The following is a 26,780-nucleotide window of genomic DNA, read 5'->3' as shown; positions in this document are numbered from 1 at the left end:
CGCGGGGTGGAGCAGCCCGGTAGCTCGTCAGGCTCATAACCTGAAGGCCGCAGGTTCAAATCCTGCCCCCGCAACCACTGAGACTTGTAACCCCTTCCATGCTTCATATTGCTCAGCCAAATGAGCATCGAAGCGGGTTTTAAAGTCAATTTTTTCCTGTGTATTTTTAAAATGCTTCTCTTTCAGTAGGCGCGCGAATTCTGCTGTTGCTTGTTCACGATGGGCTTTTGCAAAATCTTCCCATGCTGCCATCGAAGCAAGAATAGTGGCAAGACGACCATGCAGTTCAAGATCAGCGCTTTTGCCATCAGGGGAGGGGCTGATTACGACTTTTTGAACAAGCTGTCGGGTAAACTGAAATCCATTCATCAAGATCATCATCGGTTTTATGTTTGACGCTGGCGATCAAAGCATCGATTGCCACTCTGTACATTGAAACAGAAATTGCAGGCGCTTTAAACTCAGTTTCTGTTGCTGGTACTGCTTTAAGCTCAGACCTGAGCTTGATCAGCTTGTCTTCCTGGTCATCAATCATATCATTGAAGGCAGGGATTGCAGGACGACCCTCCGACGCTCGCTGTGCCAGTTGTTCCATCAGGCTTCGTTGTTGCTGTTCCAGTTTTTTGATATTTACGACCAATTGATCTCTGTGTTTAGCACTTTGCTTGCCTGATTTACTCAGCTCTTTGGTTAGTGTGTCCCTGACGTGCTCAATATTGCTGATACTAAATAGGCCTTCCGGAAAGGCCGCCAACACCCGTTCTTCCAGTTCATGACGACTGATTGTCTTGCTGTTAGTACAGATGATGCCGCCAAGGCTATCAATTGGCAGCTTCTTCTTTCTGTTGGTGCAGCCATAGCGGTCCTTGGCCATAATAGCATAAGGACCATGACAATGAGCGCATTCCAGAATACCACTCAACAAATATTGGGGACGGTGGCTTTTGTTCAGCCTGTTTGTCTGAGTTTTATCAAACAGCTTCTCGTTTTTAATCTGCTGCTGTTTGACCTTTGTCCATAAGGCATCATCAATGATGCGTAAGTGTGGAGCTTCACCATATTCCCAGTCTTTTGGATCGTTAGGTCGTGCTATTCGCTTTTCTGTAACAGGGTTCTTTCTAAAGGTAGTCCTGTTCCAAAGTAATCGCCCCAGATATTGTTCATTATTTAAAATACCACTACCACGACTGCGATGACCACGGATCGCAGTATCGCGCCATCTGAGTCCACGTGGTCCAACAGTATTTTGTTTATTTAAGTTTACAGCGATCGCCTGCGGGGATTGACCTTTGGCATATTGTTCGAAAATCCATCTGACGATCTCTGCCTCTTGTGGCTCAATCTCCCGAAGGCCCGGGATACGTTCGCCTTTACTGTCATATTCCAGTTTAACCCGATATCCATAAGCTAGACCGCCAGCAGCTTTACCTTTGCGGATGGTATGCTTCATGCCTTCGCGGGTTTTGATCCGACCATCTTCAATTTGCTCGTGACTGAGAACAGAACGGATACCCACTTCCATGTCTTTAATTGGGGCTGCACCTGTGACAGTCCACAAATCGATATCATGGAAGCGTAAGGTTTTGAGGATACCAGCACTGTGCTCCATATCACGCGAGATACGATCAACACTGAAGCACAGTACTATATCGATGTCGTTACGTTCTATGTGCTTTAGCAGCGCCTGAATGCCAGGACGGGTTTTAAGCCGCGTGCCGCTGACACCACTATCCTTAAATATCTCGACGAGGTTCCAACCATTGGCACGGATCATTTTTTGACCAAGCTCTATTTGCGTCTCAATACTCTGCTCGTTCTGGCGATCGGTTGAATAGCGAGCATAAAAGACAACATTTTTGGTCATGCAATATCCAAAATAGGAGGATGGTGGAATTAGGAGGTGTTCGTTAGCCTTGGCTATTTGGGGCCAACAGGCGTGTTTGTGTGGTCAATAAAGCTGGCAAAGTCAGAGCGGTCAAGGGCCCTTGTGTTTGATCAATCAATATAACAATCAAAATAATGGTAGCCGCTTACCTTTAAATGACGGCGTTTGTTGGAGCTACAAGTACTCATACCTTGTGTTCAATGTAAAATAGCTCAAATTAATTTGTATCAGATAGCCAGCACGTCAGTTCAAGTCAGAATACAATGCAATAATCTGATTCACAGTTCTGAATGATTGATTCAATATCCTCAGATATCGATTCAGAAATCAATATTTATGATTCAAGCGCAAACGCCGTGTCATTTTGAAATTTTGATGAGAGACGTAAGAGGAGCTCATCAATGTTTACGTGTCAGGGCTCCGTTCAATGAATGGTCTTGTGCAAACAAACTTGAAAACTGTGAGCACGACATTCTCCTCAAACCACGATAATCAGTGTTTCTGCCATTAATAATGGCTGCCAAATCCCCCGATATATGTAACGTATATATACGTTACATATATCGGGGGATTTTTTGTGCGTGCAGTTGAGTTGTTTTGTGGTGCTGGGGGCATGTCACTAGGACTTCAGCGAGCAGGCGTGGATATGATTCATGCCTATGATGCATGGTCTCCGGCGGTTGAAACTTATCGGCACAATTTAGGTCAACATGTCAGCCAACGCGATTTGAATAATATATTTGCCATGGGGCCGTTGATCGCTGATCTGTCACCGGATTTGATCTGCGGTGGGCCTCCATGCCAGGATTATTCGGTAGCAGGGAAGCGGATCGAGGGGGAAAATGCTGGCCTGACCAAAGCATTTGCGATGTTGGTCTGTATTGCTCGCCCTGAATGGTTCATCATGGAGAATGTACCACAAGCAGCGCGCTCAGATGCTTGGCAGGTAGCCCGCGCTATGCTGGTAAAAGCCGGATATGGTCTGTCGGAATGTAAGCTGGATGCGTCCTGGTATGGAATTGCTCAGAAGCGTAAACGTTTATTTGTTATTGGTCGTCTTGGGGAGCAGCATGGTTTTTTAAACGCGGCACTGGTTGCAGCGCGAACTAAAACACAAACTGTGATCAATGATGTGCTTGAGATTGCGGAAGGCTATGTTTATTCGCGGCCTTTTAGGGCGGCGAGGGGTGTCAGAAGCGTTCATGAACCATTTCCAACAGTTACCAGAACTTGCTGGGAACGCTTGACCGAACGTTATTTGTCCAACCCACATCCCAATGATCCGATACCCGCAACCGAGGCTGCCGTTTTAACCACGGGTCAATTAGCCCAGCTTCAAGGCTTTCCCGAAAATTGGCAATGGCGAGGGGCAACGCGACAAGATATTCATCAGATGATTGCCAATGCAGTGCCATCGCCGTTGGCTGAAAGTATCGGTCGGGTCATTTTGGAACGGCATAACGCTCAAACCATCCCTCTGGTTCAGGGGCGTTTTGTGCAGTTTCTGATGAAAAAGGGGCGTTCTTATCAATCAGCACGTAATGTAAAATCGCAGCTTAATCGGGCTCGGCGTTTATTGGGTGGTCGTACGTTTACCGGTTTAGAACTCGAACTGGCCACGCTTGAGAGTATTGAACAGTTTATTGCTTTGTCGATACGGACGAAATCAGATCTTCGCGCTGCACTTCGCCATCATCGGGAGTATCAGATTGTGCAGCAGAAGCAGTCAAAGCCAGAAAAAATACCGTTAGTTCAGCTACGTGCTGCCTAATTAAACACTCTGGAACGGTTCATTTGCGCTCAAACGGGTCATAAACTGGATCAACTCCGTCATACGGGCAAGGGGGTATGCGTATTAGCCATGCTAAACTCTGATAAGCCGATTCAGAGTTCTATAAGTTTGATTCAAATCTATGAGAACCAGATTCAGAGTAAGCGATTAGGCGACCCCACATATCTTTTGTCGGCCTGATACGCGTTTTTCTACATGAATCATGTGGGGAATCCTATGAGCGACAGTGTGAATCAGACCCGAACATTTGAGATATTAACGGCGGAACCGGTACGAAGCCGTCGCAAACCACGTGACTGGCCGGATGACGAGAAGAGCAGGATTGTGTCTGCGACATTGCAGCCCGGCGCTAATGTTTCTGCTATAGCGCGGTCCGAAGGTTTGGATCCCTCTCAGCTTTATGGATGGCGGCGTAAGGCACTTGCATCTGGCGTTATCGCACCATTATCCGCAGAGATGGAAAGTTCAGCCGGATTTGCGCGCGTTGAAACCGTTCACAGTGATAAAATTGATATTGTTGTTGCCGATATGGTGGTTCGCGTTGGTTCAACCTTCGATCCGGATCATCTGGTGCAGATATTAAAGGCGGTTCGCAAGGCATGATTTCCAGCAGTGTCGTCGTTTATATGTCCTGCGAGCCCGTTGATTTCCGTAAAGGAGCAGCCTCCCTGATGGCATTTGTACGTGATGGCGGCCTTGACCCGTTTAATGGCGCGCTTTACGTCTTCCGGTCAAAGCGTGCTGACCGGATCAAGATTGTATGGTGGGATGGCAGTGGTGTTTGCCTTTATTCGAAAACTCTCGAAAATTGTGGCTTTTGCTGGCCGGGCTTATCGGCAGCGAGGATACGTCTGGACCATTCCCAACTCATGGCTTTATTGGCCGGAATGGACTGGAAGAAGATCCGCCCCAACAAGATAAAACGCCCCACGCTAACGGGGTGATAACACCTGCGGCAAGATGATTCATAAGGTGAAATTGGTTGGGAAACCGGCTGTTTTTGTGCTCTACTCAGTCTCATGAATTTACCTCTTCACGATTTGCCGGATGACGTTGACGCACTGAAAGCAATGGTGCGGGCAATGGCTTGTGAGCAGGCCGCGAAAGAAGCTCAGCTGAAGGCTGCTGAAGCAGAGATTGTCCGGTTGGAGGCCGTAGAAAAGAGCGCCAATGAGCGGATTGCGAACCTGACATCCATCATGAAGGTTTTGCAGCGCAGCCAATATGGTCGGCGCTCCGAACAACTGCGCCTTGGTATTAACGATGAACAGGTCTCATTTGCTTTCGAAGAGGTGGAAACAGGTCTTTCGGCGATCCGGAGCGAGCTTAAAGATGTAGCCCGGGATAAGCCGAAACGAGCATCACGTCCGCGCAAAGTTTTTGCCGCTCATCTCGAACGTATTGAGGAAATTATCGAACCGGAAATCCCTGCTGGTTACGAAGGGTTGGAAAAGGTCCTGATCGGCGAGGATCGCTCGGAGCGACTGGACGTTGTGCCGCCGAAGTTCCAGGTTATCGTGACGCGCCGGCCCAAATATGCATTCCGCAACCATGATGGTGTGGTTCAGGCGCTTGCACCTGCACACATCATCGAAAGTGGTCTGCCGACGGAGCGTTTACTCGCCTATATCGCCGTTTCCAAATATGCCGATGGCCTTCCGCTTTATCGTCAGGAAGCAATTTATTTGCGCGATGGTGTTACGATCAGCCGGAGTTTGATGGCGCAATGGATGGGGCATCTGGGCTTCGAGCTTCAGATATGCGCTGATTTTATCCTTGAGCGGATCAAAGAAGGTGAAAGGATCTTCGCTGACGAAACGAGTTTGCCCACTCTGGCTCCAGGAGCGGGAAAGGCCACCAAGGCATGGCTTTGGGCTTATGCGCGCGATGATCGCCCTTATGGTGGGAGCAGTCCGCCAATGGTGGCTTACCGCTTCGAAGACAGCAGGGGCGCAGAGTGCGTGGCGCGGCATCTTGCCGGCTTTAACGGCATCCTGCAGGTTGCTGGGCGCATTTACGCCGTAAATTTTACGATCTGCACATGAACGGTATCTCGCAGACCGCAACAAATACTGTTGTCGCTATGGCTGAATTGTGGAGGATCGAGGATGAAGTACGCGGCAAAAGTGCCGACATCCGCAGTGCTTTGCGTCAAGAACAGTCCGCAGCCATTGTCACGCGTCTTTTTGATATGTGGGAAAAGGAGCTGAGTAAGGTCTCCGGTAAGTCCAAAACTGCCGAAGCAATCCGCTACGCGCTCACCCGGCGCGAAGCGCTGCAGCGGTTCCTTACGGATGGCCGGATCGAAATCGATAGCAACATTGTCGAGCGTGCCATCAGACCACAGACAATTACAAGGAAAAACAGCCTGTTTGCCGGAAGTGAGGGCGGCGGTCGGACTTGGGCCACACTGGCAACGCTTCTCCAGACATGCAAAATGAACGACGTCGATCCGCTTAACTGGCTATCCCAAACCTTAAGCCGCATCGCTCAAGGATGGCCTGTAACAGAAATCGAGGACCTCATGCCTTGGAACTTCAAGTCCAACGCCATCGGCTGACCGCTTACCGTTAAATAAGGCCTTTGCAGTATTAAAAGGCACGTTTAGTAAAAGTAAATTCCTTTATTTTGCATTCTGTCAGTTTGCCGGGACAGCAATTTGCCTTGCCCGCAATCCGATGTGAGTTACCCGCACAGCTCTTCAAATTAGCGGCAATACATTTCAATTCAGAAAAATTTGCAATAATCCGATTCAAAATTCTGGATTACCGTTTCTGAACTCTTGAATTCTGATTCAAAAACAAACGGCGTTTGCGGAATAGAAATAATGATTGCGCCGACAGTTTTTTGAGCTCACGCTATTAGTATAAATCCGTGAGACTTAAATTATGACAATCAGAAAGCAAGAGGCGGAGCGCTTACGCAAACAACGTGAACGTCAGCAAAGGGTGCGTGAGCGCCATAAACGAGACCGAAAACCATCGCGCGATGATATAGCCCGCGTCTTGCTGCATATGTTCATCATGAAAGCTTATAAGACCAATCAAATGCACTTGCTCGAGGGCTATTGCGATATGATCGTTCGCAGGCTGAAGTCTCAGGGTTTCGATAAAGCTGCCAGCTATACTGTTTTAGATGACCTTATTGAAAAATACACGAAATCAGATTGGCAGTTTTTTAGAAAGCTTCATTTGAAGGAAGACGACACCCCAATCAAGTGAGCTTGCCTTCGTTACGATATCTATGAATCAATTGAGGGTTTCCCATCTGATAATGATGGCAGCCATACTTAAATGATTTGGCAAACATCGTTTGTGCTCAATTTTGTCTTCCCCCCATTACTTCATAGCACGGCGTTTGCAGATGAAACGCAATTATAGAGTTTTCGAGAAGTGATTTCTGAAAACCCAGATACCAGATTTTTGCCATTTTTATCTGTAGGTTAAGACGAAACACGCTGTTTAATGTCGCTTATTTTTATGGATTCCGAGCTTGATAAAAACGTGCAGCCAAAAACTATTTTCAAATGTGCCAGTCTCAGATTCTTATTTTTGATGCAGAGCTCTATGAGAATGTTGCAGTTTTCAATAATTTTGATTCAAGCCTAAACGCCGTTTGCAGGCGAGGCTCCAAAACGAGATTTTCTACGCATTTAGGGCTGACTGCTCTCGTTATCGAGATAGTTATCGACCGACAGCGTGCGCTAAGATCACTGACTTGCCCCACATAACCAAGGCAGAGATAGTTTCTGCCTTGGCCACGTAAGTTACGAGAGGTTGATGCGTTCTGATCAGATAGACTAGCGGGAAAGTGGCTGCCCCAATCTGTAAAATCTGCTCAGAGTTCGGGCCCAGCCTTCATCTTTATTCATTAACCACAGTTGGGATGTAATACCGTTTGGTACAATGTCACCAAGCAGCGGATGAGAGTGAAGGGTGCCAACAAGGCATGGGCCGTAACGCTCTGAATGCCGCCAGCTCTCTATAACAGGAGATTGAGCAAGGACTTTTTCTGTCGGTCCGTGCCCATTCAGAAATGCTTCCATGTCCTGTGCTAGTGCCTTGAGGAGCATCATATTGTTACGGATTGATGCCTCATCATATTTACCGTTTTGAATAATCATGGTTTTCCTTTTTTGAATAAGCAAAGTCATTCGCGTCTCATGTTAAAAAGAAGCGCTTGGGTTATTTGAATTTAGGAGACGGATAGTTGGTGCCTGTGTGCTATAGGCAGCTCAACTGTCTATGAGCTTCGGAGCCAAAGTTGGTGGGCTATTTGGGTATCAATACCGTTAGCTCGGGGCTGAAATCATTCTGATAGGACGACTGTACGATTTTATGGATTTCTGCAGTTAGTTGCTGGCGAAGCTTTTCCTCATTGAGTCCGGTCGGATTGTTCAGCATAACATTAAGTTCTTCTAATGCAGCTTCTCGCCATGCCGCAATTTTTTGTGCAGTTCCAGTTTTACCGGTGAGTTGATCTGCATCATTTAAAGCCCAAACGGCGATGTCTTTCCGGCTATGCTTCAGCAGTGGATCAAGACAGGCAACATCGATAGATTTGATGTCTTTGTCATAATATTGTTTGATCAGCGACACCAATTGCTGTGCAGCAGATCGTGATTGCTCTTTCCATTTATTCAAAGCCTCAGTTTGTTCTGCTAAGCCATATCCCATATGAAGCCAGAGGATTTTTTCACTATCATGGTCGTAATGAAGCAGGTCAAAGGTATATTTTTGATTTACAAGAAGTTCTTTTACCCCCTGTATTTCTTTATTAATATCAAATTCTCTTAGCGCTGTTCTGTATTCTGCGAGTGCTTCAAACTCTGGCATAATAATCGGGAAGTTTGTAACTTGGCTTGTCTTATCTGACGGTGAAGGTGGGGGAGATAGGGCTTCTACAAGCAGACTGATGATTGCTTCACCTTGATAGAGAGGAGCAAGTTCAAGTAATGTACGCCTTGCAATAGCTTTAGCTTTTGAAGGATTTTTGCTCATTTCGATGGACAGGCATATGTCAGCATGACGCGACAATATATTCACGTTGCGCTGCCAAATGCGTCTTGGCAACGGGTTATTGTATAGATTTACAGTTCCAATTGGGATTTGAGAAAACATAAGTTCTCCTGTTCCGGTGCATAGCCATGCACCAGTTTGCAAGCTCTGCTGTGATGGTCGTCACACAGAGAAATTGAATGAAAGCTATGGCCTGACGGCTTTGTTTAAAGAACGTCTGTTGCGACCAATCTTGCTATTTTATGAATACTTCGTGCTTCTAAACACGCAGTTAAGCATTTCGACGGGAAATGATTTCCGCCTTGGCACGCCTAAGTGTTCACAACACACTACAGGTGCTTTTATTCTATACTGGGAGACATTATACATTGTCATAGCCGGTTCCTTGATCATGAAGGTTTCTGGTCAGGCTCCGTATCTGTGTTCGCGCACTAAACGGAGCCGATTATCAGTTCAAATGCTGAACTGCCAGAAATATGGCAGGACCGGTGAAGTCCGGGAAGGCCCTTCTAGAAAAAAGATGTGGGCACATTTGAAAATAGCTTATGCCAGCAGGCTTTATAGATTTTATCGCTCCATATTGCTTAAGAGACTAGAGCGTCACATCCGCGCTGATCCCACAGTTGTATATAGTGAAAATCTACCATTTGCGTTTTCAAATATGGCTTCAGAAAACTCTATAATTGCGATTCAGCTGCAAACGCCGTGCTATGAAGTAACGGGGGGATTACAAAATCCAGCACAAACGATGTTTGCTAATTCCGTGATGAATGGCCGCCATCATCATTAGATGTGAAACCATAATATGATTTATGGGCATCATAACGATAGCTAACTCAGTTGGTCGAGATATCGTCGTCTTTCAAATGAAGCTTTCAAAAAAACTGCCATCCAGATTTCGTATATTTTTCTATCAGGTCATCCAAAACAGCATAACTGGCAGCCTTATCAAAACCCTGGATAACAAGTCGTTTAACAATCATATCTCAGTAGCCATCAAGCATTTGCATTTGATTGGTCTCATAAGATTTCATGATAAGCATATGGAGCAATACACGGGCGATATCATCTCGTGATGGTTTTCGGTCTCGTTTGTTGCGCTCACGAACTATTTGCTGTCGTTCCCGTTGTTTGCGTAGGCGCTCTGCCTCTTGCTTGCGGACTGGCATAATTCAAGTCTCACGGATTGATACCAATAGCGTGAGCTCAAAAAGCTGTCGGCGCAATCATTATTTCTATTTCGTAAACGCCGTTTGATTTTGAATCAAAATTCTAGAATTCAGCAACGGTAATCCTGAGGTTTGAATCGGATTATTGCAAATTTTTCTAATTGATAATGCATTGTCCCCAATTTGAAGTGCTGTGCGGGCAACACTTGGCAGATTGCTGATAAGATAATTTACTGTCCATACAACCCAAAAGAATGCAGAAAATTGGAATTTCCTTTTTGCCTTATAGCCAATAGCTACAAAAACCGGGAAACCCCTTAGGCCTTCGAGTGTACATATCGAAATTTCAATCTTGAGGCCAGCTGGTTCTGATGTGCCCGACGTCAAAACCCGGAAAATCCCCTAACCGCCTGGTCCTAAAAAAGGTGCACGTCATGAACCCACCTCTGCGACTTCATGGCTGCGTAAATTCTACTGCAGAGCCTCGTTGGAAACGGCTATCCGATGCGCACATCTCTGAGTGCTAGCATTTTTTGTAAAATCATGATTCAGTGAGCGCAGACTTAATTGGTACGCTGAAATCAGCGGGGTTCAAGATTGAAAATGCCAAAATGAGCGACCCGAAGGCCTTCATGAATTTTGCGGCTTTTGCAGCCATTGCTGCTATAACGGTCACCCAGATGCTTCGCGCGCGTGATAATCCTTCAGGTCAGGCGCTTGACGATGCCTTTGATCCCGACGATAAGCCTTTACTTCTCGCCATCTGCAAAGACTATGAAGGCAAAGCGCCAACAGCACGCCAGAAAAATCCTCATCCACCAGGCACATTAGCTTTTGCCACTTGGGTCATAGCTTGTAGTTGCCCCCGAAAGATCGGCCATTTTTACTGGTTAATTTTCTCCGCGATAAACTCACGGGGTGAACGATATCCTAAAGCTTTATGTGGGTGAAGCTCATTGTAATGCTCGAACCATAAATGCAATGATTTGATAACGGTTTTTGCGTCTGGGGTGGGATTAACGCTGACATAGTCGCGCTTGAAGGTTTTGACAAATGCCTCAGCCATACCATTTGATTCCGGGCTTCTGACAGGTGTTGTTCTGGCCTCCATACCGATATCTCGAAGTAGCGATTTTGTGTCTTTGGCAATGAAACAGGAGCCATTGTCGGTTAGCCCAGCTTGGCGGCCAGATTTGACTGGGTATCGCGATGTTGAAGGATCCTATAAAATCGCACTTAAATCACTGGCACGCCGATATCTCGAACTGCATGATGAAGTCGCTGATCTTGACGATATGATTCAGGCTATCGTCAAAGAACTGGCACCAGAATTAATCGCATGTCACTCAATCGGACTGAATAGCACGGCCCAACTTCTGCTGACTGCAGGTGACAATCCTGAGCGGTTGCGATCAGAGGCCAGCTTTGCTGCGTTATGTGGCGTTTGCCCCGTTCCTGCATCGTCAGGTAAAACAATACGATACCGATTGAACCGAGGGGGCGACCGTGCTGCGAACAGCGCGCTCCATATCATTGCAATTGGACGATTGCGGCTGGATCCAAAGACCAAAGATTATGTCGCCAGACGTACGGCTGAGGGCCACTCAAAACTGGAAGCCATTCGCTGTCTCAAACGATACATTGCTCGTGAAGTCTTCGGCATCATCATCCGGAGGTTCAGAGAGATCAATCAGAACCAAATTGCCGCTTGACTCAAGGGCATCCGTGGGAGCCAATATTGCGCTCATAATTATCAAAAGTTACTGCTCAAACACCAATTGCTGCCATCCATGAGCGGGAAAGGTAATTGTTTCGATAACTCCGCAGTAGAAAGTTTCTTTAAATCATTAAAGGCGGAGTTGATATGGCGGAGGCACTGGCAAACAAGGCGGGATGTTGAGGTCGCAATCTTCGAATATATAAATGGCTTTTATAATCCACGCCGTAGACATTCAACACTCGGCTGGAAATCGCCGGTGGCATTTGAGAAAAAAGCCGCATAACATGAGAGATAGACCGGAACACAACCGGTGCAAGACCAGGTCTTGTCGTCTAAATGTGCCTAATGATTTAAGAGCGTTTTTACAAATTCAAACGCAGCGATCATACACATAAGGCGGAAAGTTGGATGGGGTGAGTTTGTTTATTGACCTACCGTTCATTTTGTATAATAGTATACGATATGTGAATGTTGACCTGATTGAGCCGCGCATATGACCCGAAAACCGCTACTATTGGATGTTGCTAATCTTACTGTTTCTATAGGTGGCTTGCCTATTGTTAATGGCATTTCGCTGACGCTACATGAAGGCGAGGTCGTCGGCATTGTTGGTGAATCCGGCAGTGGCAAGAGTGTTTCATCACTGGCCATTATGCGGTTGTTGCCTAAACAGGCAAAAATAACCGCTGACAAGATGTTGTTAATGGGTGAGGATTTGCTCCAAACGAGTGAAAAGCGCTATGAAGAAATTCGTGGCAGTTCGATCTCGATGATTTTTCAGGAGCCGATGACAGCGCTTAATCCGGTCTTGACAGTTGGCGAACAGATCATTGAAACTGTCACGCGACATGAAGGTTTAAGTCGAAGGCTTGCGCGCGTCAGAGCGATTGATGCGCTGGGTCGTGTTGGTATTCCGGCTCCCGCACAGCGTGTGGATGATTATCCGCACCAGATGTCGGGTGGTATGCGACAGCGTGCAATGATTGCGATGGCATTGGCCTGTCAGCCACGGGTTTTGATTGCGGATGAACCGACAACAGCATTAGACGTTACAATTCAGGCGCAAATTCTTGAATTACTGCAAGATCTCCAAGAAGAGTATCGCATGGGCACAATCATGATTACCCATGATCTGGGTGTGATGTCTTCTTTTGCTGACCGTGTTTTGATTATGTATGCGGGACGAGTAGTTGAGGCGGCAAAAGCGATGGAAGTGTTTGAGACAGCTGCCCATCCTTATACGCGTGGGCTTCTTGCCAGCATTCCATCCAGTGAAGTTGATACCGACAGACTGTATGCAATTCCAGGAACCGTGCCACCGCCTTTTGATCAGCCGCCCGGCTGCCGCTTTGAGCCGCGCTGCTCGCTGGCCATGCCGGCTTGCCGTGAAGCTTTGCCGCCTCTAGTTGAATGCAGTGCGGGACATTTAAGTGCTTGCATCAGAGATATTAAACAAATGACAGCGGACATTCCATCATGACATCACCTTTGTTACGTGTTGAAGGCCTGCGTAAAGAATTTCGCTCTGGTGGCGGGTTTTTATCAAAACAGCGTGTTGTCAGGGCTGTTGATGATGTATCCTTCACCATTCATCAAGGTGAAACATTGGGCGTGGTGGGGGAGAGTGGTTGTGGTAAAACCACATTAGGGCGAATGGTATTACGGCTGCTGGAAGCAACCGGCGGGCAAGTTGAATTTGAAGGCACTGAACTTAAAAGCCTGAATTCATCGCAAATGCGTGCGCTTCGAAGCGATATGCAGATTATTTTTCAAGATCCGTTCGGCTCGCTCAACCCACGTATGACAGTTGGTGAGCTGATTACAGAACCGTTGATCATACATGGTGGCTATAGTGGGGCTGACCGGCAAAAGCGTTTGAATGAGCTGCTGGATCTTGTTGGTTTAGCCAGTTATCACGCGGTCCGTTTTGTGCATGAGTTCTCGGGCGGGCAACGCCAGCGTATTTGTATTGCGCGCGCATTGGCGCTTAAACCGCGGTTTGTCGTGTGTGATGAAGCAACATCTGCACTTGATGTTTCCATTCAGGCGCAAATTCTCAATCTTTTACATGATCTCAAACAAAACCTTAATCTGACCTATCTGTTCATCAGCCATGATTTGGGTGTTATCCGTCATATTTCGGATCGGGCGATGGTAATGTATTTAGGTCAAGTGGTGGAAACCGGCTCGAAGCATGAGATTTTTAATCATCCGGCACATCCTTATACTGCTGCATTACTGAATTCATCTCCGTCTCGTAATAAAGGAAAAACACGTTTTGCAGCTCTTAAAGGTGATCTGCCGAGCCCGGCAAATCCACCTTCGGGATGCCGGTTTCATACCCGCTGTTCGATAGCAAAAGATATTTGTAAAAGCGTTGCGCCACCGATGAGCGCAATTTCAAGCGCCACTCATCAGGCAGCATGTCATTTTCCATTAGAACACTAAAAAAGGCCGGTTTTACCGGCCTTTATCTTTATAGGGTCGGGGTTTGATAAATAATTTGATTCCCAACCTTGATTTCAGTTTCAACCAGATAAGGTTTTAGCTGATCGGTGGCAATCTCCATGCCAAGTCCTGCTGTCTCAGGTGCACGGATATAGCCGTTTGCATCGGGCGTGATGTGGTTGCGTGTGATGTCTAGCGCCAGTTGTTTTGGTGCAGCCGGATATTCGCAAATATAATCATCCTGAAATCCGGCAAAAGGCTGCAAGGAAGCTGATAGAGCCAGATGGGAGGTGAAAGTGTGATTAACATAAGGAATGCCGCGTGCTTTGGCTGTGTTGGCGACTCTTTGTGCTGGTCCCAAACCACCGATACGGCCGCAATCAATCTGGATATAGCCGATCTGGCCATAGGTCATGAGATGTTCGGCCATATGATAATTATGGGCCGCTTCTCCGCCTGCGATACGGACATTGGCCGGACGGTTTGCCAAATCAGCATAAGCGGCTAGAGCACCCGCCTCAAACGGTTCTTCAAACCAGCGTATTCGTGCTTCATCCATGAAGGAGAGGCGTGCGGCGGCGGCATCCACATCTTCGCCAAAAATTTGACCGACATCAACCATCAGGTCACTTTCTGCTCCAAGCCCTTCACGTGCAGCTGTAAAATGTGCCCCGTCATCTGCCGCTGTTGTGCGGCCGATTGGCCCCCAACCGAATTTTGCGGCGCGAAACCCTTGATGGCAGGCAGTACGCGCCCTTTCAAATGTTTGTTGAGGGGTATCGCCAAAAAGAAGCGATGCATAAGGTATTTTATCGCAGGATTTTTGATGGCCGAGCAGGCTCCATGCTGGTGCGTCAAGCCTTCTACCCAATAAATCCCATAAGGCCATTTCAATGCCTGAAAGCGTATGCGGTGCTTGCAGAAGATCCATGGAATTATAATTGGCGAGAACAGAAATACGGGCAATATCACTAATGTCATCAAGTCTTTGACCGATGATGGATTCTTGCACCGGACGGCAGACACCGTGAGATTTGGGGCAGACAAAGGCCGCGATTGAAGGCAGCGGAGCTGCCTCACATTCACCCCAGCCGGTGAAGCCACCGGCCGTAACGCGCACTAATAATGCGTCCTGACTTCCATCTGCCTCTTCCGTTACAATCGGCATGGATAGATAGAACAGGTCAACTGTTTCAATTTTCATGTCAATACCATTACTCGCGTCGATAGATTTTTGCTTCGGGTTTAAAAGCTGTGAGAGGATCGAGCGGGAACATAGGACGCTGGCAGATTGTATGTCCAAGGCTCTTTAAATCCGCAGAGGTGGAACCAGGCGCATCGATATTGAAATTACGGCTGACCCACGCATCGTACATATGATGTTCGGTATGGGGTGATTTCACCACGATCAGATCAAAATCAGCAGGGTTCAGGCCATTGGAATAATAAAGAGAACGGTCAAATAGCATGGCTGGCAGGCTGAGAACAACAACAGTGAAATTATCAAATTCGAGTACAGCAGAAAGCCCGCCATTAAGCGGTGTTTTCATTGTCTCAAGTTTGGTACGTCCATCAGATAATAGTTTGACTTTTGCTGTCACCTGTATGGGTGTGAAACGTGCAGCATCCATTTTGCCGCCGATACTGATTGTTATGGTGCTGTTAACACCTGCCTGATGTGCAGCTTTTGCAGCTTCTGGATCGACAATTTGTGCCAATACGCGGCCTTGATATTGCCCTTGTTGCAAGGCTTTAAGAATGGCATTGGAGTCACCGCTTGCACCTGATGATGTGGCATCAGCCGCGTCAGTAAAAACCACAGAGCCATGCATAGTGCGGGCTTCTTCAATAGCCTCGGGCAGGGCAATCAGCTGCCCTTGCATTCGCTCGCGCTGTTCCCAGAAGCGGCTGGCAAGTTGATTGGCCAAAGACTGTCCTTGAGTTTCATTCTCGGTCACAAGAATAACTTGTGTGCAAAGCTCCGGTGCATCGGTAAATGGGTTGCCGATCATAATACCCGCTGCAAGTACGGTTCCATCTTGTTCCAGCTTTTTGCATTCGCGGATCAATTCACCATAAAAACCGGTTTCGGTAATCAGTTCATCGCCGCGTACAAGAGCAGGAATAACCGTGCGGACGATAGTCGCTGGTTTACGTGCCGCTAAGCGATTGAGCAGCAAGGATGCGGCACGCATGCCGGTGTCGGCAAAATCCACATGCGGATAGGTATGGTAGATTGTAATGCCGTCCACTTGACGGATCATTTTTTCGGTCAAAATACCATGCAAGTCGAGTGATGTGACAATTGGCTTATCTTTTCCGGCCATGGCGCGGATTTGCAGCAGCAGTTCACCTTCCGGGTCTGCCTCTCCGACAGCGCCCATGGCGCCATGCAAACTGACATAAACCGCATCTGCTTGATCAATATTCTGGCGCACGGCTGTAAGAATTTCAGCCGATAAACACTGCCAGCCATCAGCAGATAGAATACCTGCACTGTCGGCTCTGGCCGCCATAGTTGGGATAATTTTGATATGATGGTGTTTTTCCAACACGGATAATGCACCACCAATTGCTGTATTGCGTCCACGATGCTGAAAAAGTTCCTCGCCTTTTTCAATATGGAACAGTTCATAATCGGACTGCACAGGATTGAAGGAAGATATTTCTTGCATACATTCGACGATTAAGACCGATGTCATTGGTTCAGTATTCATTTCAATTCCCATTCCAGCGGTCATCATAGTCTGACATGACAACGCCAACTGTATCGCCACGGGTTACACGTCCCGGACCTGCGCCAAACCATAAAATGCCGTCTCGTTGATAGTGCAGAACAATGGGCTCGTGATCAATATCTTCAACGAAATGTAACCATCCGGCAATGTCACCGGCACGGACTTTTTCACCCACATTATGGGCAGGTTCATAAAGACCACCGCGCGGTGTGAAAATATAGACATCCGGGGAATTGACCATCATGTGACGCGTACCGGCAGAGCCGTCTTTTTGATCTGTTTCCGGTGTGCCTTCTACAACATTCATATGTTTGAGAATATTGAGAATTCCGCGTTTTCCAATGCGTACACCGTCAATATTGACGCGTCCCCAGCCACCTAACTCTGTACCAAGTGAAATAATATTTCGGCGTTCGACGCATGAGGTAAAGGTTGCACCTTCATCTACGCCGGCAAATACCACATTAAATGGCGCACCAAAGGCTTCAGCTGCGGCCATTGTTTTTGCCCGCATCGCCGAATCGTTTAAGTAATGCATGTTGGTGGAGGGAAACGAGTCATTGGAGTGACCGGCGGTGTGCATATCTACCGAGATATCAACCATCGGCAGAATGAAACTATCCATAAAATGAGCCAGCATCTGGCTGAATGTACCGCGTGGATCACCGGGAAAGCAGCGGTTAATATCCCAGCCATCAATAGGTGAAAGACGCGTGTCGGCAAGCACGGCCGGCATATTGACCGCTGGCATCATAATGACGCGGCCTTGTACCTCTTCAGGTTTTAGACGGCGGGCTAAATCAGAAATCGCAATCTGCCCCTCATATTCATCACCATGGACACCGCCCGTGAGCAGGACTGTAGGGCCGTTGCCGTTTTTTACGCAGATAATGGGGATTTCCATTGTTCCCCAGCCTGAATTGTTTCGCGAGAGCGGCGCGCGCGCGTAGCTTGCCTGCCGTCCGATTTTGTCAAAATCAATATTACACGTGATACGACTTTTAATAGCTGTGTTGTCCATGGCTGCCTCTGCAAAATAGTCTTGTTTCGCATGATTGTATACGATATTGATTATGTCAAGGTGACTCATTTCTTAAAATCAAAATTTCTGAAACACTAGGAACGCATTCATGCTCAAACAACAAAGCAGCACAGATAGGTCTTCGTCTGCCCGTATTACTGCGGTGCGTGTTGCCCCTTTATTTGGTGAAAGCCCGCAAGGTGGCTGGAGCCATGAGATTAAAGCTAAAGACAGTATTCATGCGCTGATTGCAGTGCATACAGATTGCGGTCTTTCCGGTTATGGCAGTGTTTTTACCAATGGTGCGCTGGTGCAGGCAACTATGGAAGTGCTTGAGCCGCTGCTACTTGGTGAGAATGCACTGGAGCCGGAGCGGGTATCAGAAAAGCTGCATCAGAACACATTTTGGATGGGGCGCGGCGGTTCGATCACTCATGCGATCAGCGGCATCGATATGGCACTGTGGGACATTCTGGGTAAAGCAACTGGTTTGTCTGTCGGTAGGCTTCTGGGGGGGCGCTACCGTGACCGTGTTCAGCCTTATTGCTCTTTATTGATGGATGCACCTGACAAGATGGAAACTATCTTAGCTCCACATCGCGAGCAGGGCTTTAAGGCCTTTAAAATTGGATGGGGTCCTTTTGGGCGTACCGGTGATGCACGCAATGACCGGGCTATTATTGCAGCTGCACGCAAGGCTGTGGGAGATGATGCGCAATTGCTGGTTGATGCGGGTGCCAGTGATGCTTACTGGCCAAATGGTTTGAAATGGGCACTCAATACATCCAAAATGCTAGCCGATTATAATGTCGGCTGGTTTGAAGAAGCGCTCAAACCGGATGCGATAGATGATTTTGTCGAATTGCGTCGTCAAAGTCCGGTGCCGATTTCCGGCGGTGAAGTATTGACCCGGCGCCAGTCTTTCACGCCTTGGTTGGTGCGTGGTGCTTTTGATATTATTCAGCCGGATGTGACCAAGGTTGGTGGCATCAGCGAGCAACGCCGTATTGCATGGATGGCGCAGGAATTCGGCATTCGTTATATCGGACATGGTTGGAATACGGCTCTGGGACTGGCTGCAGATCTGCAGCTGTCTTCCGCTATTTACGACTGCGATCTGGTCGAATATATCGGCGGTAGCGCCTATGTCGACCGTTTGACTGCAACACGCTGGCAACTTGATGATGAGGGATATTTAGCCATTCCGGATATGCCGGGGCTGGGTTGTGAACCGCTGCCGGAGCTTTTGGCACAATATACACCTGATGTTTTATCATTTTTTCAAGCTTAAGGAAGGACGGAGCCGATGAACCAGATTAATCTTAACGGGCGTTTTGCCATTGTAACAGGTGGCGCGCAAGGTATCGGCAGAGCTGTTGCCGAGCGTTTGATTGCATCAGGTGCGCAGGTGGCACTTTGGGATCAGGACGAAGCACTTGTGGCACAATGTGCCAAAGAGCTTGGAGGTGGCACAATTTTTTGTGCCGTTGATCAAACAGATTATGCCGCGGTTGAGGCCGCTCATGCAAAAACTGAAAGCTCTTTTGGGCGAATTGATATTTTGGTGGCCAATGCCGGTATCGCTGGTAGCAATGCTCCGCTTGCTGATTATCCGGTGGATGAGTGGCACAAGATCATCAATATCAATCTCAATGGAGTGTTTCATTGCTGCAAAGCGCTTGTGCCAGCCATGCAAAAGCAAGGTTATGGCAGGATAGTTAATGTTGCTTCAATCGCGGGTAAAGAGGGTAATCCAAATGCTGCTGCTTACTCAGCCTCGAAAGCAGGCGTTATTGCATTGACCAAGTCATTAGGTAAGGAAACTGCAGGCAGTAATATTGCTGTTAATTGTGTCACACCTGCCGCAGCGCGTACGCGTTTGTTTGATCAGATGCAACAGAGCCATATTGATTACATGCTTTCGCGAATCCCGCGCGGGCGCTTTCTGGAGCTTGAAGAGGTGGCCTCCATGATCGCATGGCTGGTGAGTGCGGAAAATTCATTTACAACAGGTGCAGTTTTTGACCTGTCGGGTGGTCGAGCGACTTATTAAAGGAGGAGTTGAATATGAAACTGGTGCGGTTTGGTAATATAGGCGCAGAAAAACCTGGTATTCTGGATGGTGAAGGTCAATTGCGTGACTTGTCATCGGTGGTGGACGACATTGCCGGTGACGTGATCTCGCCGGAAGGGCTTGATCGTTTGCGCGGGCTGGATTTGAAAACACTGCCTTTGGTGGAAGGCTTGCCTCGTATTGGCGCTTGCGTTGGCCGCGTTGGGAAATTTATTTGCATAGGCCTCAATTATGCAGATCATGCTGCTGAAGCGGGGATGCCTGTACCCGCAGAGCCTGTTATTTTCATGAAGGCGACCAGTGCTCTTTGCGGACCCGATGATACGGTATTAATTCCACGCAACTCAACTAAAACGGATTGGGAAGTTGAGCTTGGTGTGGTGGTTGGCAAAGCCGGTAAATATATTGATCAAGCGAATGCCATGGATCATGTGGCTGGTTATTGTGTGATTAATGATGTGTCAGAACGTGAATGGCAGCTGGAGCGTGGGGGCACATGGGATAAAGGCAAAGGCTTTGATACATTTGGGCCTATTGGCCCTTGGCTCGTGACCAAAGATGAAATTGCTGATCCGCATGATCTGGCGATGTGGCTGGATGTGGATAGTCATCGCTATCAGAACGGCTCCACCAAAACGATGGTGTTTGGTGTGCCGGAGCTGATCTCTTATGTCAGTCGTTGTATGAGCTTGCAGCCGGGTGATATTATATCAACTGGTACGCCTCCGGGCGTTGGGATGGGGCAAAAGCCGCCTCTTTATCTTCAGGGCGGAGAGACTATTCGTCTTGGAATTGAGGGGCTTGGTGTGCAATGTCAAAAAGTGGGGCACGAGCCTCAATAAGTAACTAAAAAAGCCCGGTGTAAACCGGGCTTTCGGGTGTGATATTCTTATGTTTTAAATTGTCCAGCCACCATCAATCGTAATGGTTTGTCCCGTCGTATAGGCAGCATTTGCTAGATAAAAGGCCAGGTCGGCAATTTCTTCAGGAGTGCCAAGTCGTCCCATAGGCTGACGGGCAATAAACTGGTTGCGCGCTGTTACCTCATCACCTGTTGCAATCAGTCTTTCACGCAAAGACGGACTTTCCACAGTGCCCGGACAAATAGCATTACAACAAATACCTTGCGTTACATAGTCAGAAGCAACTGATTTTGTCAGTCCGATAACGGCTGCTTTGCTTGCTCCATAGAGGCAGCGATTGGGTGCGCCTTTCAGACTGCTGACCACAGAAGCAATGTTAATAATAGAACCCTGTTTCTGTGCTAGCATCGCTGGTAAAAAAGCTTGAATGGTGCGGATCATACCGCGCAGATTGATGTCAAAGGCAAGATCGATTTCTTGCGTTTTGATATCAAGAACCGTGCCGCTATGCACAATACCTGCACAATTGATTAGGACATCAACCGTGTTGAGTTTTTTGGCTAACGCCTGCATTGCCGCCTCGTCACGCACATCCAGAGCATAACATTCGGCATTCAAACCTTTCAGAAGACTAACATTCAGATCTGTGGCGATTACGTGAGCATCGTTTTGGGCAAATTTTTCAGCACAAGCGCGGCCAATGCCTTGACCGGCAGCAGTGATAAAGACGGTTTTTCGCATATAATATCCTTAAGCGCGTCGGGAGCGCATTCTCGGGTCCAGCACGTCACGTAGACCGTCACCCATTAAGTTAAGTCCTAAAACTGCCATCATGATGATAATGCCGGGAAAGAAAGCGACCCATGGCGCTTCTTGCAAATATGTACGTCCGTCAGCAATGATATTGCCCAGTGTTGGTGTTGGCGGCTGAGGGCCGACTCCCAAAAAACTGAGAACTGCTTCAGACAAGATGGAAACGGCAAAAACAAATGTCAATTGTACAATAAGCGGCGAGATGGCATTAGCCAGAATATAGCGCAAGATAATCCGCATATGTCCGGCACCCACCGCAACGGCAGATTCCACATAAGGCAATTCACGGATGATCATAACGCTGGAGCGCATGATGCGTGCGGTCCGGGGGGTAAATGTGATGGTCAGCGCTATGACTGCATTCATCAGAGAAGGGCCGAGTGCTGCGGCCAGTGCTATGGCCAATAAAACGCTTGGGAAAGCCATAAAACCATCCATTATCCGCATAAGCGTATTGTCGAGCCAGCGCACATAACCAGCTAATACGCCAAAGATAATACCCAAAACACCTGTTGCCAGCGTGACCGACAATCCGATCATTAATGAAATGCGGGTGCCATGAATAACGCGGCTGAGAATATCACGACCGAAAGCATCGGTTCCAAACCAGTTTTCCTGCGAAGGGGGCATGAGCAATTCACGATAATTGTTTTTGTTTGGATCATAAGGCGCAATCAGATTGGCAAAAACGGCCATAAAAACAATCAGACCAAACAGCAAAGCACCGACAAGGAATGATCGATGCATAAACAATCTTTTAAGTGATTGTTTTAACGCCGTCAGACGTGCTGCTGAAGGGCTTGGTGTTTGGGGAGTTTGGAGGAGTTCTGTCGTTGTGTCAGCCATTGCGTACTCTCGGGTCAAGCCATCCGTAAGCCAGATCAACCAGGATGTTGACGAAAACAAAAATGGAAGCAGTGATTAGCAAACCGCCCTGAATGATTGGAAAATCACGACGCTGAATGGCACCGATAATCAGCAAACCAATGCCTGGTAAGGCGAAAACGGTTTCAATAACAATGGCACCACCCAATAAAACGCCGGTCATAACACCGATAACTGTAATGACGGAAACCAACGCATTGCGTAGCGCATGTTTGAAGATAATAACATGGCGCTTCATCCCTTTAGCCTTAGCGGTGCGGATATAATCCTGCCCCATCACCTCCAGCATGGATGAGCGTGTCATACGGGCAATGACGCCCATTTGAGTAAATGCCAGTGCTAGTGCCGGTAGCGTCATGGAACGTGCCCAGCCGAAAAAGTCCTGCGATATTGGCACATAGCCACCGGTTGGAAACCATGCAAGGCCAACAGAAAACACGGAAATCAAAATAAGGCCAAACCAGAAATCAGGAATGGAAAGGCCGGCGAGGGCAAAGGACATTGTGCCTTGATCAAGCCAGCTATCATGTTTGATCGCAGCCAGAATACCGGTTAAAACACCAAGAATAATGGCCAGTACCAATGCCAGCCCTGCAAGAGATAGTGTAACCGGAAGACGCTCAAGTACTGCATCTGTCACAGGAACTTTTAATAGCCATGAATGTCCAAGATCACCTTGCAGGGCACGGCCATACCACTGCACTGCCTGTTGATAGAGCGACATGTCTAGGCCAAGCTGTTGCCGGATTTGGGCGCGTTGTTCCGGAGTTGCTTCGGAGCCTGCAAGCTCTGCCGTAACGTCACCTGGTACGATGGCGATAATGGCAAAACTAACTAAGGACACGACGAATAATACGGGTATAACGCTCAATATCCGACGCAATAAAAAACCTGACACAATATTTCTCCTTCAAGCCGGCAGACTTCAGATTTGTCGGTATTTTTGGGTACGGAGACGAACCGTACCCAGTGTGTGTTTTTATTTTTCGAACCAGACATTGTAGACGCGCGGGAAGCGGAACGGTTTGAAACCTGCAACTTCAGCCTTGGATGCCTGCATCATACCGGTTTCACCAAGTTTGATGACTGCCGCCAAATCATACATGTGTTGCTGAATATTTGCGAAAATCTCTTTGCGTTTGGACACATCAGCAGTGGTCAGAAGTTCTGCATATAGCGCATCTATTTCCGTATCTGGTTTGCGGAAATGTGTAGATGCTCCCGTGAATGTCGACATGAGAGCTTCAGGCCCTAGATAGGGCTCGATGCCCATGGTCAGTGTCCATCCATTCCAGCCGGTATTTTGTAAGCGGATTTGCAATGCCGTCGGCCAGTCGACCTGATTGATGACAACATTTACGCCAATTGCCCGTAATTGCTCTGCAATGACAACTGCTGCTTTGTTGCGTTCAGGTCCTTGTGTGTCGGTTAGAATAGTGAATGGTTCATTATTATAACCGCTTTCTTTTAATAGGGATTTGGCCTGTTCAAGGTCATTAATATTATATTTATCTTTGCCTATATCACCTGCATTGTAGGTCGTTCCGGCATACATCCAGCCATGGTCTAGATTAAACAGACCTTCGGTAGCAATTGCCATGATTTCTTCGGAATTGAGCGCAATTTGCACGGCTTGACGGAATTTTAGATTGTCGGATGGGCTTTCATTCAGATTGAAAATAAGGGCAAGAAATGCCCAAGGCATGTTTTCGTAAATTTTAATATTCGGATTTGACTTTAAACGACGCGCAGTGGGCACGGGTATTTGTTCAAGTAAATGTACTTCATTGGCCTCCAATGCGGCAACAGCTGCACCCGGTTCTGAAATCACACGGAAAGTCACGGTGTCTAGGAACGGGGTTTTCTTACCGCCAAAACCATCGATATCTGTATGGCTTTCATCCGCGGTATAATCTTGAAAACGTTCCAGCTTAACATGGCTGTCCGGTACATATTCGACGAATTTATAAGGACCTGTGCCGATGACGGAGATTTCGTTGGCGGGTTTGGTTGTTTCTTCGGTCGGAATAATAACAGCTGGTGCTCTTGGTGAAGCAAAGGCTTCAAGGAAACCCGGGGATGGCTTTGAAAGCTTTAAGGTAACTTCATATTCCCCCGTAGTTTCAATAGAGCTAACATTTTGCAGCATGCTTGTTGTGCCGCCGATTGCTTTATAACGTTCCAGAGATGCTTTGACATCGTCAGATGTCATGACCTTGCCATTATGAAATTTGACGCCTTCGCGTAATGGGAACTTATAGCTCAGCCCATCTTCGGAAATTTCCACACCCTTTGCCAGAATTGGAATGGGCTCAATATTTTCTGAAAATCCATAAAGAGTTTCAAAGATATTCATGGTGATATTACGCGACATTTGTGATGTGGTGACCATGGCATCAAGACTTGGCGGATTGGATGCCTGAACAACAACCAGGTCGCCACCCATTGTTTGTGCCGCAGCACCACTGAAGGACAGACCAGTAAAGGCAATTGCAGTTGTCGCAGCCAAAAATGTCCAACGTATAGAATCAAGACCCCAAGAGTGTGGCATTCTATGTTCCTCTCTGATAGTTTCTTTAGTTTATTCAATGTCAAGGATGGCTTTTTTGCTCTGAAGATAGTATGAACACCTAATCCTTTATCGTATAATCGTATACGAAAATTTTGATCGAATCAAGAAGCTGAGTGCATAAGATGCAGACAAATAAACTCACATCACATTCAGGCGTTTTACCTAAGCTTGCTCCACTTGAAGCTCGGACACTGGTTGATCAGGTTGTTGATGCTATTGTAGAGGCAATGGCGACTGGTGTTTTTTTGCCAGGTGACCGCGTGGTGGAGGCAGAAGTTGCTCGCGATTTAAATGTCAGTCGTGTTCCGGTACGTGAGGCTCTGCGGATTCTCGAAAGCCAGGGTATTGTTATCAATGAACGCTATCGGGGTATGCGTTTAATGGATGTTTCTGTCGATCGGTTGGAAAAAATCTTACGAGTCCGTACTGCTCTCGAAACATTGGCGGCGGAAGAAATTTTGGAGAAAATGGTTGATGATCCGCAAATAGTTGACCCTTTGGAGATAAAAATTGCAGAAATTCATGCCGCAGTGAAAGCTGGCGACACTTATGGTGTGGCACGGCTTGATACCGAATTTCATCGAACTTTGTGTGAAATATCCGGTAATGATGTGCTCCTGAAAACATGGGAACCATTATCGCGACAATTGACGATCATTTTCGGGCTCTCAACCTTGCAGAAGGAAGTGCATTGCATCGCGCAAGAGCATGATGAAGTGTTTGCTGCATTAAAGTCAGGTAATAAAGAAGCGGTAATCGAAGCAATTAAAGTGCATATTCTCGATTACAGTCGTGAACTGGATTATGAGGGAATTGTGCAAACGCGCCGTCTGGAACGTAAAAAACGAATGGATGAAGAGACAGGTAATTAAACGGCAATATCGCAAAGTTTCTGACAAGGCAGTAAGCCGCAGCTGAAGATGGTCTCAATTAACGGCAGCATGTCAGTTTGAGACAATGCGCTCGGGGTGATGCTTATTTGGCTGCAAGGTAGAGCGACTGGTTTGAACAGATCAGGTCTTCAACTTGGTAATTTACGAAAGATATTGATTTTTATTAATAAAAAAGGTTCCCAAAGTAAAATTTCTGGAAACCTTTAAATATGCTTTAAGCGGTATTGCATTGCTTCATGTGTTTTTTGTTCAAAACAAGTGCAGAATTCGATTATTGACTATAATTCTGAGATAATGTTTTTCACAGCTTCAACCGTTTTGGAAACAACGATATCAGCTTCTTCCTTCGTTAGGCAAAATGGAGGCGCAAAACCCAGAATATCACCTTGTGGCATCCCGCGGCCCAAAACTCCATTTTCTGCCAGAGCTGCTGCAATTCTTGGTCCAACTTTCTGCTCCGGATCGAAAAACTTGCGGTCATCACGATCTTCAACAAATTCAACCGCAGCCAACATACCTTTGCCGCGAATTTCTCCGACATGACGGTGATCGCCTAGCGCTGTTATCAATTCAGCTTTAAGATAGGCACCGACAGTTGCAGCATTTTCCATTAAACCGAGTTCATCAATGAGCTCCAGATTGGCGACACCGGCGGCCGCACAAATCGGATGGGCCGAATAAGTCCAGCCATGCCCAATCGGACCATATTCATCAGACCCCTGCACCAGCACATTCCACATTTTCTCTGAAACGATAGTGCCAGATAATGGCGCATAGGCTGAGGTCAGACCTTTAGCGATAGTGATCAAATCTGGACTTGATGTGGTGGACGGCCTCCTGATCCGCTTTTGTGCGATAGTGTGGTTGTTTTTAAAAGCCACCAAGGAGA

Annotated in this window: 23 protein-coding genes, 1 tRNA gene and 4 pseudogenes; 16 read left to right on the top strand and 12 right to left on the bottom strand. The window is 47.3% G+C overall.

Going from position 1 to position 26,780, the window contains the following annotated elements; all coding sequences use genetic code 11:
- A tRNA-Met gene (locus tag JNC77_RS16430) sits at positions 1 to 77 on the top strand.
- Between the two features lie 230 nt (positions 78 to 307).
- Here JNC77_RS16430 and JNC77_RS16425 read toward each other — a convergent pair.
- Entirely contained in the window at positions 308 to 1,864 is a 1,557-nt protein-coding gene (locus JNC77_RS16425; RefSeq protein WP_374834447.1) for a recombinase family protein, read from the bottom strand.
- Positions 1,865 to 2,462: 598 nt separating this feature from the next.
- On the opposite strand from JNC77_RS16425, the gene JNC77_RS16420 reads away from it, so the two are divergent.
- From JNC77_RS16420 to JNC77_RS16400, 5 genes and pseudogenes are all read left to right on the top strand, one after another.
- The gene (locus tag JNC77_RS16420) at positions 2,463 to 3,656 is read left to right on the top strand and encodes a DNA cytosine methyltransferase (RefSeq protein ID WP_374834445.1); all 1,194 of its coding nucleotides are present in this window, start codon (positions 2,463 to 2,465) and stop codon (positions 3,654 to 3,656) included.
- A 237-nt stretch (positions 3,657 to 3,893) separates the two neighbouring features.
- A complete protein-coding gene (locus JNC77_RS16415) occupies positions 3,894 to 4,280 on the top strand; it encodes a transposase (protein WP_374834443.1) in 387 nt (128 codons plus the stop codon).
- Positions 4,277 to 4,621 (top strand): IS66 family insertion sequence element accessory protein TnpB, encoded by a 345-nt coding sequence (gene tnpB, locus JNC77_RS16410; protein ID WP_374834441.1) that lies wholly within the window; start codon positions 4,277 to 4,279, stop codon positions 4,619 to 4,621. Before JNC77_RS16415 ends, tnpB begins: the two co-directional genes overlap by 4 nt.
- Before the next feature lie 75 nt (positions 4,622 to 4,696).
- Positions 4,697 to 6,237: pseudogene (gene tnpC, locus JNC77_RS16405) on the top strand (IS66 family transposase).
- A 328-nt stretch (positions 6,238 to 6,565) separates the two neighbouring features.
- Positions 6,566 to 6,898, top strand: a complete 333-nt coding sequence (locus tag JNC77_RS16400; RefSeq protein WP_374834439.1) for a hypothetical protein — start codon at positions 6,566 to 6,568, stop codon at positions 6,896 to 6,898.
- Between the two features lie 578 nt (positions 6,899 to 7,476).
- Here the strand turns inward: JNC77_RS16400 and JNC77_RS16395 are convergent.
- Both JNC77_RS16395 and JNC77_RS16390 read right to left on the bottom strand, forming a co-directional pair.
- A complete protein-coding gene (locus JNC77_RS16395; protein WP_374834437.1) occupies positions 7,477 to 7,830 on the bottom strand; it encodes a DUF6634 family protein in 354 nt (117 codons plus the stop codon).
- 118 nt (positions 7,831 to 7,948) lie between these two features.
- Complete coding sequence (locus JNC77_RS16390; protein ID WP_374834435.1) at positions 7,949 to 8,797, bottom strand: hypothetical protein; 849 nt, start codon at positions 8,795 to 8,797, stop codon at positions 7,949 to 7,951.
- A gap of 73 nt (positions 8,798 to 8,870) precedes the next feature.
- Between JNC77_RS16390 and JNC77_RS16385 the strand changes: the two genes are divergently transcribed.
- Together JNC77_RS16385 and JNC77_RS16380 are read left to right on the top strand one after the other, a co-directional pair.
- Positions 8,871 to 9,485 (top strand): hypothetical protein, encoded by a 615-nt coding sequence (locus tag JNC77_RS16385; protein WP_374834433.1) that lies wholly within the window; start codon positions 8,871 to 8,873, stop codon positions 9,483 to 9,485.
- Positions 9,486 to 10,415: 930 nt separating this feature from the next.
- Entirely contained in the window at positions 10,416 to 10,814 is a 399-nt protein-coding gene (locus JNC77_RS16380; protein WP_374834431.1) for a hypothetical protein, read from the top strand.
- Here JNC77_RS16380 and JNC77_RS16375 read toward each other — a convergent pair.
- A pseudogene (locus JNC77_RS16375) lies at positions 10,748 to 11,038 on the bottom strand (integrase core domain-containing protein); the annotation flags it as partial. The gene JNC77_RS16380 and the pseudogene JNC77_RS16375 overlap by 67 nt on opposite strands.
- A gap of 4 nt (positions 11,039 to 11,042) precedes the next feature.
- Between JNC77_RS16375 and JNC77_RS16370 the strand changes: the two are divergent.
- From JNC77_RS16370 to JNC77_RS16355, 4 genes and pseudogenes are all read left to right on the top strand, one after another.
- Positions 11,043 to 11,576: pseudogene (locus JNC77_RS16370) on the top strand (transposase); the annotation flags it as partial.
- 12 nt (positions 11,577 to 11,588) lie between these two features.
- Positions 11,589 to 11,867, top strand: a pseudogene (locus JNC77_RS16365) (IS3 family transposase); the annotation flags it as partial.
- 210 nt (positions 11,868 to 12,077) lie between these two features.
- The gene (locus JNC77_RS16360; RefSeq protein WP_374834429.1) at positions 12,078 to 13,064 is read left to right on the top strand and encodes an ABC transporter ATP-binding protein; all 987 of its coding nucleotides are present in this window, start codon (positions 12,078 to 12,080) and stop codon (positions 13,062 to 13,064) included.
- Entirely contained in the window at positions 13,061 to 14,032 is a 972-nt protein-coding gene (locus tag JNC77_RS16355) for an ABC transporter ATP-binding protein (protein ID WP_374834427.1), read from the top strand. The genes JNC77_RS16360 and JNC77_RS16355 overlap by 4 nt, the downstream gene beginning before the upstream one ends.
- A 28-nt stretch (positions 14,033 to 14,060) precedes the next feature.
- Here the strand turns inward: JNC77_RS16355 and JNC77_RS16350 are convergent, their stop codons facing one another.
- From JNC77_RS16350 to JNC77_RS16340, 3 genes are read right to left on the bottom strand one after another with little or no spacing between them, the layout of a single operon-like run.
- Positions 14,061 to 15,236: a mandelate racemase/muconate lactonizing enzyme family protein gene (locus JNC77_RS16350; RefSeq protein WP_374834425.1), complete on the bottom strand. Its 1,176-nt coding sequence runs from the start codon at positions 15,234 to 15,236 to the stop codon at positions 14,061 to 14,063.
- Between the two features lie 10 nt (positions 15,237 to 15,246).
- Entirely contained in the window at positions 15,247 to 16,749 is a 1,503-nt protein-coding gene (locus tag JNC77_RS16345) for a M81 family metallopeptidase (protein ID WP_374834423.1), read from the bottom strand.
- 1 nt (position 16,750) lies between these two features.
- Positions 16,751 to 17,791 carry a succinylglutamate desuccinylase/aspartoacylase family protein gene (locus tag JNC77_RS16340; protein ID WP_374834421.1) on the bottom strand — a complete coding sequence of 347 codons (1,041 nt, stop codon included), beginning with the start codon at positions 17,789 to 17,791 and terminating at the stop codon, positions 16,751 to 16,753.
- A 109-nt stretch (positions 17,792 to 17,900) separates the two neighbouring features.
- Here JNC77_RS16340 and JNC77_RS16335 point away from each other — a divergent pair, with 109 nt between their 5' ends.
- Genes JNC77_RS16335 through JNC77_RS16325 form a run of 3 tightly spaced genes read left to right on the top strand, consistent with a single transcriptional unit; the run spans position 17,901 to position 20,707 of the window.
- Entirely contained in the window at positions 17,901 to 19,082 is a 1,182-nt protein-coding gene (locus JNC77_RS16335; RefSeq protein WP_374834419.1) for a mandelate racemase/muconate lactonizing enzyme family protein, read from the top strand.
- 15 nt (positions 19,083 to 19,097) lie between these two features.
- Positions 19,098 to 19,844 (top strand): SDR family NAD(P)-dependent oxidoreductase, encoded by a 747-nt coding sequence (locus JNC77_RS16330; protein ID WP_374834416.1) that lies wholly within the window; start codon positions 19,098 to 19,100, stop codon positions 19,842 to 19,844.
- 14 nt (positions 19,845 to 19,858) lie between these two features.
- Positions 19,859 to 20,707: a fumarylacetoacetate hydrolase family protein gene (locus JNC77_RS16325; RefSeq protein ID WP_374834414.1), complete on the top strand. Its 849-nt coding sequence runs from the start codon at positions 19,859 to 19,861 to the stop codon at positions 20,705 to 20,707.
- Between the two features lie 54 nt (positions 20,708 to 20,761).
- Here the strand turns inward: JNC77_RS16325 and JNC77_RS16320 are convergent, their stop codons facing one another.
- From JNC77_RS16320 to JNC77_RS16305, 4 genes are all read right to left on the bottom strand, one after another.
- A complete protein-coding gene (locus tag JNC77_RS16320) occupies positions 20,762 to 21,469 on the bottom strand; it encodes an SDR family oxidoreductase (RefSeq protein ID WP_374834412.1) in 708 nt (235 codons plus the stop codon).
- Between the two features lie 9 nt (positions 21,470 to 21,478).
- Positions 21,479 to 22,387, bottom strand: a complete 909-nt coding sequence (locus JNC77_RS16315) for an ABC transporter permease (protein ID WP_374834410.1) — start codon at positions 22,385 to 22,387, stop codon at positions 21,479 to 21,481.
- Positions 22,380 to 23,324, bottom strand: coding sequence for an ABC transporter permease (locus JNC77_RS16310; RefSeq protein WP_374834408.1), 945 nt, complete (start codon positions 23,322 to 23,324; stop codon positions 22,380 to 22,382). Before JNC77_RS16310 ends, JNC77_RS16315 begins: the two co-directional genes overlap by 8 nt.
- A gap of 81 nt (positions 23,325 to 23,405) precedes the next feature.
- Positions 23,406 to 24,977, bottom strand: a complete 1,572-nt coding sequence (locus JNC77_RS16305) for an ABC transporter substrate-binding protein (RefSeq protein WP_374834406.1) — start codon at positions 24,975 to 24,977, stop codon at positions 23,406 to 23,408.
- 143 nt (positions 24,978 to 25,120) lie between these two features.
- On the opposite strand from JNC77_RS16305, the gene JNC77_RS16300 reads away from it, so the two are divergent.
- On the top strand, positions 25,121 to 25,870 hold the full coding sequence (locus JNC77_RS16300; RefSeq protein WP_374834404.1) for a GntR family transcriptional regulator: 750 nt from the start codon (positions 25,121 to 25,123) through the stop codon (positions 25,868 to 25,870).
- 299 nt (positions 25,871 to 26,169) lie between these two features.
- Here JNC77_RS16300 and JNC77_RS16295 read toward each other — a convergent pair.
- Positions 26,170 to 26,780: aminotransferase class III-fold pyridoxal phosphate-dependent enzyme (locus JNC77_RS16295; RefSeq protein WP_374834402.1), on the bottom strand; the 611-nt coding region annotated here is incomplete at its 5' end.

The organism is Paenochrobactrum pullorum (assembly GCF_041929845.1).
Classification (GTDB): domain Bacteria; phylum Pseudomonadota; class Alphaproteobacteria; order Rhizobiales; family Rhizobiaceae; genus Paenochrobactrum; species Paenochrobactrum pullorum.
The sequence above is the reverse complement of the archived record's forward strand: the minus strand, read 5'-3'. Positions and strand labels throughout refer to the sequence as shown.